The 12,936-nt window shown below is 59.4% G+C and carries 12 protein-coding genes; 4 read left to right on the top strand and 8 right to left on the bottom strand.

Annotated features, from left to right (window positions below; all coding sequences use genetic code 11):
- Positions 1–67 precede the first annotated feature (67 nt).
- The gene (locus KUV39_RS03990; RefSeq protein ID WP_222458989.1) at positions 68–562 is read right to left on the bottom strand and encodes a TetR/AcrR family transcriptional regulator; all 495 of its coding nucleotides are present in this window, start codon (positions 560–562) and stop codon (positions 68–70) included.
- A gap of 127 nt (positions 563–689) precedes the next feature.
- On the opposite strand from KUV39_RS03990, the gene KUV39_RS03985 reads away from it, so the two are divergent.
- Entirely contained in the window at positions 690–1,370 is a 681-nt protein-coding gene (locus tag KUV39_RS03985) for a DUF1295 domain-containing protein (protein ID WP_222458988.1), read from the top strand.
- Between the two features lie 101 nt (positions 1,371–1,471).
- Here the strand turns inward: KUV39_RS03985 and grxD are convergent, their stop codons facing one another.
- From grxD to KUV39_RS03950, 7 genes are all read right to left on the bottom strand, one after another.
- On the bottom strand, positions 1,472–1,834 hold the full coding sequence (grxD, locus tag KUV39_RS03980; RefSeq protein ID WP_008559558.1) for a Grx4 family monothiol glutaredoxin: 363 nt from the start codon (positions 1,832–1,834) through the stop codon (positions 1,472–1,474).
- 112 nt (positions 1,835–1,946) lie between these two features.
- Positions 1,947–2,177 carry a hypothetical protein gene (locus KUV39_RS03975; protein WP_008559505.1) on the bottom strand — a complete coding sequence of 77 codons (231 nt, stop codon included), beginning with the start codon at positions 2,175–2,177 and terminating at the stop codon, positions 1,947–1,949.
- A 6-nt stretch (positions 2,178–2,183) separates the two neighbouring features.
- The gene (locus tag KUV39_RS03970; RefSeq protein ID WP_008559374.1) at positions 2,184–2,420 is read right to left on the bottom strand and encodes a BolA/IbaG family iron-sulfur metabolism protein; all 237 of its coding nucleotides are present in this window, start codon (positions 2,418–2,420) and stop codon (positions 2,184–2,186) included.
- A 74-nt stretch (positions 2,421–2,494) separates the two neighbouring features.
- Positions 2,495–3,052 carry a hypothetical protein gene (locus tag KUV39_RS03965; RefSeq protein WP_222458987.1) on the bottom strand — a complete coding sequence of 186 codons (558 nt, stop codon included), beginning with the start codon at positions 3,050–3,052 and terminating at the stop codon, positions 2,495–2,497.
- A gap of 99 nt (positions 3,053–3,151) precedes the next feature.
- A complete protein-coding gene (purL, locus tag KUV39_RS03960) occupies positions 3,152–5,317 on the bottom strand; it encodes a phosphoribosylformylglycinamidine synthase subunit PurL (RefSeq protein ID WP_008560979.1) in 2,166 nt (721 codons plus the stop codon).
- A 211-nt stretch (positions 5,318–5,528) separates the two neighbouring features.
- Positions 5,529–5,927: a hypothetical protein gene (locus KUV39_RS03955; RefSeq protein WP_222458986.1), complete on the bottom strand. Its 399-nt coding sequence runs from the start codon at positions 5,925–5,927 to the stop codon at positions 5,529–5,531.
- A gap of 600 nt (positions 5,928–6,527) precedes the next feature.
- Positions 6,528–7,433 carry a LysR family transcriptional regulator gene (locus tag KUV39_RS03950; protein ID WP_037302339.1) on the bottom strand — a complete coding sequence of 302 codons (906 nt, stop codon included), beginning with the start codon at positions 7,431–7,433 and terminating at the stop codon, positions 6,528–6,530.
- Between the two features lie 169 nt (positions 7,434–7,602).
- On the opposite strand from KUV39_RS03950, the gene KUV39_RS03945 reads away from it, so the two are divergent.
- The 3 genes from KUV39_RS03945 to KUV39_RS03935 all read left to right on the top strand — a co-directional run bounded on the left by KUV39_RS03945 (position 7,603) and on the right by KUV39_RS03935 (position 12,904).
- Complete coding sequence (locus tag KUV39_RS03945; RefSeq protein WP_222458985.1) at positions 7,603–11,022, top strand: indolepyruvate ferredoxin oxidoreductase family protein; 3,420 nt, start codon at positions 7,603–7,605, stop codon at positions 11,020–11,022.
- 163 nt (positions 11,023–11,185) lie between these two features.
- Positions 11,186–12,064, top strand: coding sequence for a lysophospholipid acyltransferase family protein (locus tag KUV39_RS03940; RefSeq protein ID WP_222458984.1), 879 nt, complete (start codon positions 11,186–11,188; stop codon positions 12,062–12,064).
- A gap of 30 nt (positions 12,065–12,094) precedes the next feature.
- Positions 12,095–12,904, top strand: coding sequence for a glutamate racemase (locus KUV39_RS03935; RefSeq protein WP_222458983.1), 810 nt, complete (start codon positions 12,095–12,097; stop codon positions 12,902–12,904).
- Positions 12,905–12,936 lie beyond the last annotated feature (32 nt).

Below are 12,936 nucleotides of genomic sequence, written 5' to 3'. Positions count from 1 at the left end.
GGCCTCTGTACAGGTTTGAAAAAGTAGGTTCAAATCACCCCGTAACCCCATGTGGTTGCGGGGTTTTTTACGTCCTGTCGATGGCTTTCCCACCCGATAGATACGCGAGCATCAGCTCGCCCATGATCTGGGCCAGGACCTGCTCTGATCGGGACTCTCCCACGATTGCGGCCACCGCGCCGCGATAGGCGGAAAGCGCCAGCTGCATGGCCTCATCCTGGGCAATCTCTGCTTGGGATTTTCCCCTGAGATAGTCGAAAATCAACGCCATTTCAGCGGCAAAATCCTGTCCCATCATCTCCTTCAAGGCCTGCAAACGGTCCGTTTCGCTACCGGTGATGTCTTGGGGCAGGGCGTCCCCGCCCGGCATCACCTGCCTTGTGCAGGCAAGAAACAGCGCCTCTTTGGTGGGAAAATAATGATAGAGCGAGCTTTTGGACAGGCCGAGGTGTTGCGCGATCTTGCGCATGCTCGTCCCGCCATAGCCATGCTGAGAGAAATACGCCGCGGCCCGGCGGGCGAGGTCCTTGCTATGAGCGTCGTGATCGATGATCTTTGGCATCTAATTTCGTCCGTTTGGTCGAAATAGAATTGACATGGAACCGCCCTCGCGTCCAATTGTTTAAATAGTCCAGTTGGACGAAAACAGTTTGGACCAAAACGGCATGACGCATCAAAGGGTGACAAGAATGGCTGGCAAAGCAGGTGGGGTGGACCGCACACATGGGCGGTCGATTGGGGTGAAACTTGGGTTTGCAGCCTTGCATGGGCTGTCGGTGCTGATCTGTCTTTGGCTTGCGTTTGGCGGATGGACCTGGCCGGATCCGATGCGCGCCAAGGTCATGGCAGGGGCTGCGGTTTTGTATTTTCTGCGCCATCTCGTGACCCTCTTCGTGCTGCTGCATCGCAGGGTGGAGCTGTCCGAGGGGTTGGGCCTCGCGGCATTCATCGCGAGCTTCGAAATTGGGTTCCTCCTGCTCGGCGCCGGGATTGTGGCGGAGGAGGCCCGCGCCTTTGGCCTATGGGATGTGGTTGGGGGTTCCCTTTTGCTGATTGGATCTGCGATCAACACCGGTTCAGAACTGCAGCGTTGGGCCTGGAAAAAACAGCCAAGCAGCAAGGGGCATTGCTACACCGGCGGGCTGTTTGCCTATTCGATGCATGTAAACTACCTCGGCGATAGCATCCTGTTCACGGGCTGGGCAATTCTCGCGGCCTCCATCTGGGCTGGAGTGGTGCCGCTGATGATGACGCTGATGTTTGTCTTCTATCACATCCCCGCGTTGGACCGATATCTTGCCGACCGCTATGGGGCCGAGTTTTCGGCCTATGCCGCGCGCACCGCCAAATTTGTTCCGGGGATCTATTAGGCGGGGCACAGCGCAGCCCCTTCCACAGAAAAAGCCTGCCACGATGATCGCGGCAGGCTTTTGTTTTGTGACGGCTGCCCGGCAAGCGCCAGGCCGTCAGGTCAGCCGTTGGCTTCGCGGATCTTGTCCGCAGCTGCCTTGTCGAAGGCGACGCCGTTTTCTTCAAACATGCCGTCCAGCTCGCCCGAGAGGGTCATTTCGGTGATGATGTCGCATCCGCCCACGAACTCGCCCTTGACGTAGAGCTGGGGAATGGTCGGCCAGTCGGAATAGTCCTTGATACCCTGACGGATTTCTTCGTCAGCCAGAACGTTCACGTCGGTGTAGTCGACACCGATGTAGTTCAAAACGCCAGCAACGCGCGAGGAAAAGCCACACTGCGGCATATCCTTGGTGCCCTTCATGTAGAGCACAACGTCGTTGCTTTTGACGGTTTCGTCGATGCGGGTTTTTGCGTCGGTCATGTTGCGTTTCCTTTCGGCGGGTGGGCCGTTGTTCCGTTAGCCGAGATATAGGGAAAATCGAGGGGATTGCCAATCCGGACTGATCCGGGCTGTTGGCAAGGGCGGAAGAGGGTTATTTCTTGCCCTTCGGGACAAAGAAACGGGCGTATTCGTCCGGGTCTTTGGGCACCTTCCAGGTCCGCATGGATCCCCCGCCCATACCCGACTGATAGTCAGATCGCAGGGTGTGGTAGTTGGGATCGTTGTCATCGTCCTCCAGCGGAGCCCGGCGTTGGCCGATGACCGCGACAATCGCAGTCATGACAATGATGCCGAAGATGAGGAGCGACAGAAACAACGACATCGTGGGTTACTCGGGCGCTTTGGTCGTCAGGGCGAGCGCGTGCAGCTCACCGTTGGAGCCATCCATCTTGCCCTTGAGAGCGGCGTAGACCGCGCGCTGCTGCTGGACGCGGTTTTTGCCGCGGAAGCTCTCGTCGATGACCATCGCGGACATATGCACACCGTCGTGGCCACCGACCTGAATTTCCGCATCCGGAAAGCTCTGGCGCAGCAGCTCTTCGATTTCGTGGGCTTGCATCGGCATGGGTGAAGTATCCTTATTTCTAGCTGATACAAAATGTAGGGTGCGGTCGGGGGCTCTGCAAGCAGATTAGGCGGTCAGATGGCCGGGTCTTTGCGCACGTATGGGGCAAGGCGGGGAACGAAGTCGGGAACAGAGGCGAGCGCCTCCTGCACCTCGGCTTCCTCAAAATCCCAGATCGTGGTCCCATCGGCAACCGCAAGCGTCGTCATCAATCCGTTCAGCGCTTGGCGGATGTCTTGGGGCAGATCCAGATTTGACGCTTCGCGCAGGATCAGCAGGGCCTCGTGGATGGGGCGCAGGACACGCAAAGCATGTGTCATATGTGGCAGGAGGTCAGGATCGTCGCGCCATGTCTCGCCCTGAAACAGCACCTCGGTCACCCGCTGCCCGGCGCCAGCGCAGGAATAGGCGATGCAGCCGCCAAAACCACGGCTGTTCAGATCGGCATGGATGGTGCAGTCAAAACAGGATTGGGAAAGGTTGGGGCAGGGGTGATCTGTCTCTTTCAGGATCGCGAAATCCTCATCCTCCTCAAACGGGTAGGCCACACAACAAAGCGCAGCGCAGCGGCTGCAATCGGCGGTCAGGTCGAGAGCAGGGGAGGAGGAACTGGCAGGCTGGGAATGGGTCATCGGATCACCTGTGAGATCTCGAAACAAAATGGGTGGGGTGACAGCGCCACCCCACCCGATATGTCGTGTTGAGGACCAAGCCCCAACGCGGTCCAGACCTTAGGCCACAGCAGCGGCAAAGCTGGAGCGGAAGATCTCCGACAGCTCTGCCAGCGGTGCTTCGGAGCCACCGATTTTCACGGTGTCGCCGCCGAATTTGCCAACGGTTGTCACGGTCACACCCGCCTGACCTGCGGCCATCATAAGACCCTCGGCCTGATCAAAGTTGCAGGCCACCAGATAGCGTGCCTGATCTTCGCCAAACAGGGTCGGGGTGTCGCCCGCGTCGATCTGAACGCCGACGCCTGCGCCTTCGGCCATTTCAAATGCCGCCAGAGCAAGACCGCCATCACCAAGGTCGGTGCAGGCCTTGATCAGATCGCGGTTGGCGCGGATGAATTCGCCGTTGCGCTTCTCTGCTGCCAGATCCACGGTGGGTGCGTCGCCGTCCTCGCGGTTGAAGACCTCGGCCAGAAGGGCCGACTGACCAAGGTGGCCGATGGTGTCGCCAATGAGCAGGGCGATATGGCCGTCGCGGGCTTCGCCGATGATCGGCTCTTCGTCCGCTGCAATCAGGCCAACCGCACCGATGGTTGGAGTCGGCAGGATCCCCTGACCGTCGGTCTCGTTGTAAAGCGAGACGTTGCCAGACACGATTGGAACGTCCAGCGCCGCGACCGCTTCGCCGATGCCTTTGATGGCACCGACGAATTGACCCATGATTTCGGGCTTTTCGGGGTTGCCGAAGTTCAGGTTGTCGGTTGTTGCCAAGGGCTTGGCGCCAACAGCGGTCAGGTTGCGATAGGCCTCGGCCACCGCCTGTTTGCCACCCTCGAACGGGTTTGCCTTAACGTAGCGGGGGGTCACGTCAGAGGTGAAGGCCAGCTGTTTGTCGGTGCCATGCACGCGCACGATGCCAGAGCCTGCGCCGGGGCGGCGGGCGGTGTCGCCCATGACCGTGGTGTCATATTGTTCATAGACCCACTGCTTGCCTGCGTAGTTCGGGCTGGAGATCAGCGCCTTGAGACCGTCAATCGGGTCGATTGTCGGCACATCCGCGTCGGTCAGCGCCTCAGGGGCCGGTGTCTCGATCCAGGGGCGGTCATACTCCGGCGCAGAGGAAGACAGCTTTGACAGCGGCAGATCGGCTTTGACCTCGCCGTTGTGCATGATGAGGAAGCGGTCTTCGGCGATGGTTTCACCGACGATGGCAAAATCCAGATCCCATTTCTCGAACACGGCCTTGGCTTCGGCCTCCAGTTCGGGCTTCAGCACCATCAGCATCCGTTCCTGGGATTCCGACAGCATCATTTCATAGGCTGTCATGTCCACTTCGCGCTGCGGCACGTTTTCAAGATCCAGACGAACCCCAAGGCCGCCCTTGTCACCCATCTCGACAGCCGAACAGGTCAGACCAGCGGCCCCCATGTCCTGGATGGAGATCACGGCGCCGGTCTGCATCAGCTCCAGCGTCGCTTCCATCAGGCGTTTTTCGGTGAAGGGGTCGCCAACCTGAACAGTTGGGCGCTTTTCCTCGATGGTGTCGTCGAATTCGGCCGATGCCATCGTCGCACCACCCACACCGTCGCGGCCGGTCTTGGCGCCAAGGTAGACAACCGGCATTCCGACGCCGGAGGCGGCGGAATAAAAAATGCCGTCGGTCTTGGCCAGACCGGCGGCAAAGGCATTCACCAGACAGTTGCCGTTGTAGGCCGGATGGAAACGGACTTCGCCACCGACGCAAGGCACACCGAAACAGTTGCCGTAGCCGCCGATGCCCTCAACCACACCGTTGACCAGCTGGCGGGTCTTGTGGTGGGAGGGCTCGCCAAAGGACAGCGCGTTCATCGACGCGATGGGGCGGGCACCCATGGTGAACACGTCGCGCAAGATCCCGCCAACCCCGGTCGCCGCACCCTGATAGGGTTCGATGTAAGAGGGGTGGTTGTGGCTTTCCATCTTGAAGACAACCGCATCACCATCGCCAATATCAACGATGCCTGCGTTCTCACCGGGGCCACAGATCACCTGCGGACCATCGGTGGGCAGGGTGCGGAGCCACTTTTTGGAGGATTTGTAGGAACAGTGTTCGTTCCACATGGCTGAGAAGATGCCCAGCTCGGTGAAGGTCGGCTCCCGCCCGATGATTTCCAGGATAAGATCGTATTCCTCGGGCTTGAGCCCGTGGTTGGCAATCAGTTCAGGCGTGATGGCAGGTTCCTGCATCCGTTTTACGTCCCCAATGGCTGCGATTGCGCGCCTTTTAGGGCAAGGAAGGCTGGGGGGGAAGAAAAAAGAGCAGGCATTCGTGCGCGCGCAGCATCGCTGCGACCCGATCACGCATCACAGCGCGTGAAGCCGGGGGAAATGGCACGAAAAAACAGACCAGAGAGGCTCTGGCCTGTTTTTGGACTGCGCGTCTGCGCGGACGGGTCGGTTATTTGTTCAGGATCGACTCGTCGTGCAGTTTGTCAGGGTTGTTCTGGGCGTAGGTCTCCAGCATGGCTTCCAGTTCGTCAGTGGTCTGACCCATCTGCAGCACGCCGTCGGTTTCCCACATGCCGTCCAGCGTGAACAGCATACCGCTCAGCTCGTCAGAAAAACCTTCGGTAAAGTCGACGAGGATCTTGCGCTGTTCGCCCGGCTCTGCGGTGACTTCGATCACGGTGCCGATCGGCGCGCCGTTGACGTCAACCACGGGGGCACCGATGAATTCGACGTTTTCTTCAATGAAGCTTTCGCCCTTGTCGTTCGGAGTCGCGTTTTCAGTCAGCACCAATGCATTTGCAGCACCGGTCATGGCGATAAGGGCGGCGATAGAGGTCATGCGAAGCATATCCAAGTCTCCTGTCTGATCCGTGTTTTGCATCTTCATGCGGTTCGCTGACACAACGATCGCTGTGCGTGATGGTTCCGAAAAATTTGAGACAAGGCAGCGAAATGGTGATGATGTTAACGTGGTGTTTACCGTTCAACCTGTTGATATAGCGCAAGGAACCACTTTCTGTTTTGGGCTATGTTTGCCGCATCCCTGACCGGTGGCCGGGTCCAATGCATCCCTGTCCTGCCTAATTTGGCAGCAGGTGGAAGCGGGCCAGCTGATCCTTTGGGCAGGGGGAATGGATGTGAAGGGGATATTGGCGCAATAGGTTGATCTCGGGCCTGCCGCAGTGCAGCGTTAGCGCATCAGGAGTTGGCACGGGCCGGATCCCCAGTGGGATCAACGTCCCGGCAGGATGGAAACTGTCGGAGGACGGCAGAGCAATGCGTTTGGCCAAAAAAAAGGCCGAGCACTAAGCTCGGCCGAAGTCCAACAGGGAGGTATGAAGGGCGACAGTGTCGCTGCCTTCGAAATGTGATTTAGGGGCGCATGCCCCCCCGATCAAGGGTAATCCTGCACACGTCATGGCATTCCTGCCATGCAATTTTTGCATGGCTAGATTTTGCCGAGCTCTTTCATGTGCTTGCGGTGGGCGATGATTTCGTTCTGAACGAAGTCCCGAAATGCCGAAATGCGACGCGAATGACGCAATTCTTCTGGGTAGGCGAGGTAGACAGGCACATCGCTGGTGTCCTCATCCGGCAGGACCGGAACGAGGTCGGGGAAGTCTTCTGTCACGTAATCTGGCAGCACGCCGATGCCCAGATCGTGGATAACGCCCTGCAAAACCCCAAAGTAGTTGTTCACGGTCAGCAGGGAAGACGGGTTATGTGTCATCAGTTTCTGCACCAGAACCGCGGCAGAGCCGACCTGGGCCGAACGCGGGTTCTGGCAGATCAGCCGGTGGGCGCCGATGTCTTCGATCACCTCGGGCATGCCGTTGCGTTCAACATAGTTGCGCGACGCGTATAGCTTCATCTGAACGGACATCAGCCGCTTGCGGATCAGATCGGCCTGGCTCGGCTCTTTCATGCGGATCGCCACGTCGGCTTCGCGCATCGGCAGGTCCAGAACCCGCTCCTCCAGCATCAGATCAACCTTGAGATCGGGGTATTGCTCATAAAGCTTGGTCAGGCGCGGGGCCAGCCAAAGGGTGCCAAAACCAAAGGTCGTGGTCACCCGCAGTTCGCCAAAGACCTCTTCCTCGCTGTCGCGGATGCGCGCTGAGGCGGCTTCGAGCCTCTTGGACATGGATTTGGTGGCATCAAACAGCAGTTCACCCTGCTCGGTGAGAATCAGCCCCCGGGCATGCCGGTGAAACAGGGTCGAGTTCAGGCTCTCCTCCAGCGCCCGGATCTGACGGCTGACCGCCGATTGCGACAGATTCAACTTGTCGCCCGCATGGGTTAGGCTGCCCGCGTCAGCCACTGCGTGAAATATTCTTAGCTTGTCCCAGTCCATACCTGTCACTTTCGATGCCTCAATCCAACCCTATATGAAATGTATCGATACTTTCAATTTCATAGGGCCAAGTGAAACACATTCTGACAGAAAACAGTATACAGGTCAGCAATTATGACCTATTATTGAGCGCAGATGAGCAAGCTAGTCATGGTTGGGGAGGCCAAGAATGAGCACGCAGAAGATTTCACTGAACGACAAATATGACCTGACCAAATCGCCGGTCATGCTGAATGGTACGCAGGCGCTGGTGCGGCTGATGCTGATGCAGAAACACCGTGACGTTCAGGCCGGTCTGAACACCGCAGGTCTGGTGACTGGGTATCGCGGCTCGCCTCTTGGTGCGGTCGATATGCAGATGAAGCGGGCAGAGAAACACCTGACCGCCAGCGATATCACCTTTCAATACGGTCTGAACGAAGATCTCGCCGTGACGGCCCTGTGGGGCGCCCAGCAGGCGGAGGTCCGCGGCGAGGGCAAATACGACGGCGTCTTCGGCCTGTGGTACGGCAAAGGGCCGGGCGTTGACCGCTCTGGCGATGCCATCCGCCATGCAAATATGGCCGGCTCGTCCAAATACGGTGGTGTCCTGATGGCGATGGGCGACGACCACACCGGCGAAAGCTCTACCGTGCTGCACCAGTCCGAATGGTCGCTGATGGATTGCTACCTTCCCATCGTCAGCCCGGCAGGCGTTCAGGAAATCCTGGATTACGGCATCTACGGGATCGGTCTCAGCCGGTTCTCGGGCCTGTGGACGGGGCTCAAAACCATGAAGGACACGATCGAGGTGACATCGGTCGTGGACGGCAATCCCAACCGGATGCAGCTTGTCACACCCGAATTTGATATGCCGGCGGACGGGTTGAACATTCGCCTGGATGACGACCGTTTCCGCCAGGAAAACCGCATCATTGACTACAAACGCTTTGCGGCAGAGGCCTACAGCCACGCCAACAAGATGGACAAGCGGATGTGGGGCAAGCCGGGAGCCAAGATCGGTTTTGTTGCAGCTGGCAAGAACTGGCTGGATCTGGTTCATGCGATGTCGCTGCTGAACATCGACGAGAACATGGCCGAACGGCTGGGCATCACCACCTATAAGGTGGGCCAGACCTGGCCACTGGACATGAAGGGCTTCAACGACTGGGCCGAGGGGCTGGACCTGATCGTGGTGGTCGAGGAAAAGCGCAAGCTGATCGAGATCCAGATCAAGGAAGCCATCTTTGATGACCGTCGGGGCCGCCGGGTTTATGGCTGGTACAAGGGCGGCGCAGGCGGCATGCACCGCGACGAGCTGTTCCCGACCAAATACGCGCTCGACCCGATCATGATCGCTGAAAAACTGGGGCAGATCCTGATCGAAGAGGGCCGCGAGACCGAGGCAATCCGCGCCGGGCTTTCGGCGCTGGAAGATGCCAAGCGCGCAGACAATGCCGAGGAGATCGCCGCGCGTCTGCCGTACTTCTGCTCGGGCTGTCCGCATAACTCCTCCACCAAGCTGCCTGATGGCTCCCGCGCTTATGCGGGGATCGGCTGTCACTTCATGGTGCAGTGGATGGACCGCGAAACGACCGGCTTTACCCATATGGGGGGCGAGGGCGTGAACTGGGTCGGCGAGGCGCCGTTCTCGAACCGCAAACATGTGTTCCAGAACCTCGGCGATGGCACCTACAACCACTCAGGCGTGCAGGCCATCCGCGCGGCGCTGGCTGAGGGCACCAATATCACCTTCAAGATCCTCTATAATGACGCGGTCGCGATGACCGGCGGGCAAGAGGCCGAGGGCGGGCTGACAGCGCAGCAGATCGCGCATGAGCTGACAGCGATGGGGGTGAAAACCATCGCCGTGGTCTATGATGAAAAGGAAGACGTCGACGCCAAGCTGTTCCCGGCGGGCATGCGCATGCACGAACGCGCAGAGCTGATGGTTGTGCAGAAGGAGTTTGAGCAGGTCGAGGGCGTCTCTGCCATCATTTATATTCAAACCTGCGCCGCCGAAAAACGCCGCCGCCGCAAAAAGGGCCTGTTCCCTGATCCCGATCAGCGGGTGTTCATCAACTCTGATGTCTGCGAGGGCTGCGGCGATTGCGGGGTGCAATCAAACTGCGTCTCTATCGTGCCCAAGGAAACGGAGCTCGGCCGCAAACGGGCGATTGACCAGTCCTCCTGCAACAAGGATTTCAGCTGCGTCAAAGGCTTCTGCCCGTCCTTCCTGACCATCGAAGGGGCAAAGATCCGCAAGGAGCCAACCGCCGCACTGGACCTGCCGGACCTGCCCACGCCTGAGCTGCCAAGCATCAATGGCACCCATAACGTGGTCATCACCGGCGTGGGTGGCACTGGCGTTGTCACCATCGGTGCAGTGCTGGCGCAGGCCGCGCAGATTGATGGCAAGGGGGCTGGCATGATGGAAATGGCCGGTCTCGCCCAGAAGGGTGGCGCGGTCCATATCCACTGCCGTATCGCCAACAAGCCCGAGGACATCAGTGCAATCCGCGTTGCCACCGGCGAATGTGACGCGCTGATCGGGGGCGATCTGGTGGTGTCTGCGGGGGCCAAAACGATTGGCCTGATGAAGACCGGCAAGACCGGCGCGGTGGTCAACAGCCATGAAATCATCACCGGCGACTTTACCCGCGATACGGAATTCCAGATCCCGAGCGACCGTCTGCAGGTGGCGCTGGAAGCGCGTCTGCGCGAGCGTCTGGACCTGTTTGACGCCTCTGAACTGGCGCGCGCCAGCATGGGGGATTCCATCTTCTCCAACATGATGGTCTTTGGCGCGGCCTGGCAGCGCGGCTTGCTGCCGATCAGCCTGGAGGCGATCCAGGAGGCGATCACCCTGAATGGCGCGGCGGTGGAACGCAACCTGCGCGCCTTCGATATCGGTCGCTGGGCCGTGCTTTACCCGCAGGAGGCCGCGCGTCTGGCAGAGCCCAATGTGGTCGAACTGCCCAAGACGCTGGACGAGAAAATCACCTTCCGCAAGGCGCATCTTACCGACTATCAGGGCCCGCGCCTGTCCAAGCGCTACGCCAAGATGCTGGATGGCATTTCCGACAAGGCGCTGAAGGAAGCGGTGGCAAAAGGCTATCACAAGCTGTTGTCCTACAAGGACGAATATGAGGTCGCCCGTCTGCTGCTGTCGAGCCGAGAGAAGGCCGAGGCCGAATTTGAGGGTGATCTCAAGATCTCCTACAATCTCGCGCCGCCGATGCTGACAGGCACCGACCCCAATGGACGTCCGAAAAAACGCAAATTCGGTCCGGGTATGGAGCGTTGGTTGCGCCTGCTGGCGAAGTTCAAAGGACTGCGTGGCACCCCGCTGGATCTGTTTGGCTACACTGCCGAGCGCAAGATGGAGCGGGCGCTGATCAAACAGTATGAGAGCGACATGAAGGAATGGCTGCCCAAGGCATCGCCTGAGATCATGGAACCACTCATCGCATTGGCAGAGCTGCCGCTGGAGATCCGTGGCTTTGGCCCGGTCAAGCAGGCCAATGAGGCAAAAGCCGCGAAAAGGCGCGAGGAAATCCTCTCGGTGTTGCGCCAAGGGGGCGAGCCGATGAAAACCGCCGCGCAGTAAGCCATGCGGCGAGCCGGATGATTTTACAGGGCGCTCCCACGTGGGGCGCCCTGATGTGTTTCGATGGCAGTTTGCCGCGCCCTGTCACACCTTTGTCATGGATCTGTCGCATAGAGCGCTTCCGGTCTAGACAGACCCTGCGACACCAGACGGAGACGCGACAATGCAGGCTCAGCGCCATCTTGCCCGTGACATTTCCTACGCGCATTCCGCCTCGACCCGCGCCGGGCGCGCGATGATCCGGCTCATGGAAAACTCGACTGGCCGGCTCAGCCTTATCCGGCGCGCAGCAGGCTACGAGCAGGAGGTCGCTGCCGGGCGGAGTTTTTGGGGCGTGATGGCAGAACGCTACGGGCTGACGCTTGATGTCGTTGCCGGTTCGCTGAGCCATATCCCCACCGACCAACCTGTCATCCTGATCGCAAACCACCCCTACGGCATTCTTGATGGGTTGATGATGGGGCATATTCTGGCCGAAACACGCGGCGACTTTCGCATTCTTGCCCATCAGGTGTTTCGGCGGGCCGAGGATCTCAGCAAGGTGATCCTGCCGGTTGATTTCGCCGAAACCAAAGATGCGCTGCGCACCAATCTGGCGACCCGCAAGACTGCGCTCGACTATCTGGGGCAGGGCGGCGCTATCGGCATTTTCCCGGGCGGGACGGTCTCTACCGGTGTGACGCCTTTTGCACATCCGATGGATCCGGGCTGGCGGGGGTTCACGGCCCGGATGATCGCCAAATCAGATGCGGTCGTGGTGCCGGTGTTTTTTGACGGTCACACCTCGCGGCTGTTCCAGATTGCCAGCCACATGCACGCAACACTGCGCATGGGTTTGTTGATCCAGCAGTTCAAAAAGCGCTTGGACACGCCGGTTCGCGTGGTCATCGGCAGGCCGATCGGGCGCGATGTGCTTGATCCGCTTGCAGGTGAGACAAAAGCAATGATGGATTTCCTGCGCAAAGCAACGTATGAGCTGTCACCAACATCACTCAAATCCTATGACTATGGGTTTGAGTTCGAAGAAAAACACCGGGCTTGAACGGGCCCGCACACCCAAAGGCAGTGCGACATGGCGGTTGGTATTTTTGATTCCGGACTTGGTGGTCTGACGGTTCTGGATGCGGCGCAAAAGCGCCTGCCGGATGTGGATTTTCTCTACTATGGCGACAACGGCCACGCGCCTTATGGGGTGCGCGATGCAGAAGATATCTATCAGTTGACTTACAAGGCCGTGAACGACATGTGGGAGCGCGGCTGTGATCTGGTGATCCTGGCGTGCAACACCGCCTCGGCGGCGGCGCTGCGCCGGATGCAAGAGGCAGGCGTGCCCGAAGGCAAGCGTGTGCTGGGTGTGTTTGTCCCGCTGATCGAAGCGCTGACCGAACGGGAATGGGGCGACAATTCCCCCCCGCGTGAAGTTGAAACCAAACATGTCGCGCTGTTTGCGACCCCGGCAACCGTGGCCAGCCGCGCGTTCCAGCGTGAACTGGCGTTTCGCGCCATTGGCGTTGACGTCGAGGCGCAGTCCTGCGGCGGCCTGGTGGATGCCATTGAAGATGGCGACATGATCCTTGCTGATGCGCTGGTCAAAAGCCACGTTGATGCGCTGCTGCGCAAGATGCCTAACCCGCAGGCGGCCATTCTGGGCTGTACCCATTATCCGCTCATGGAGGACGCCTTTCAGGCCGCACTCGGCCCCAAGGTCAAGGTCTTCAGCCAGGGGGCATTGGTTGCCGAAAGTCTCGCCGACTATCTGACCCGCCATCCGCAGATGCTGGGCACCGGTGGCAGTGCCTATCTGACCACGGGCGACGCAAATCGCGTCAGCACCCGCGCAACGCAGTTCCTGCGACGAGAAATCACCTTTCAGGCGGCCTGATCCGGGCGTTCCCGCACGGATTTTCTGCCGGT

Origin of the sequence: Phaeobacter italicus, assembly GCF_019801785.1 — a bacterium.
Taxonomy (GTDB): Bacteria; Pseudomonadota; Alphaproteobacteria; order Rhodobacterales; family Rhodobacteraceae; genus Phaeobacter; species Phaeobacter italicus.
The sequence above is the reverse complement of the archived record's forward strand: the minus strand, read 5'-3'. Positions and strand labels throughout refer to the sequence as shown.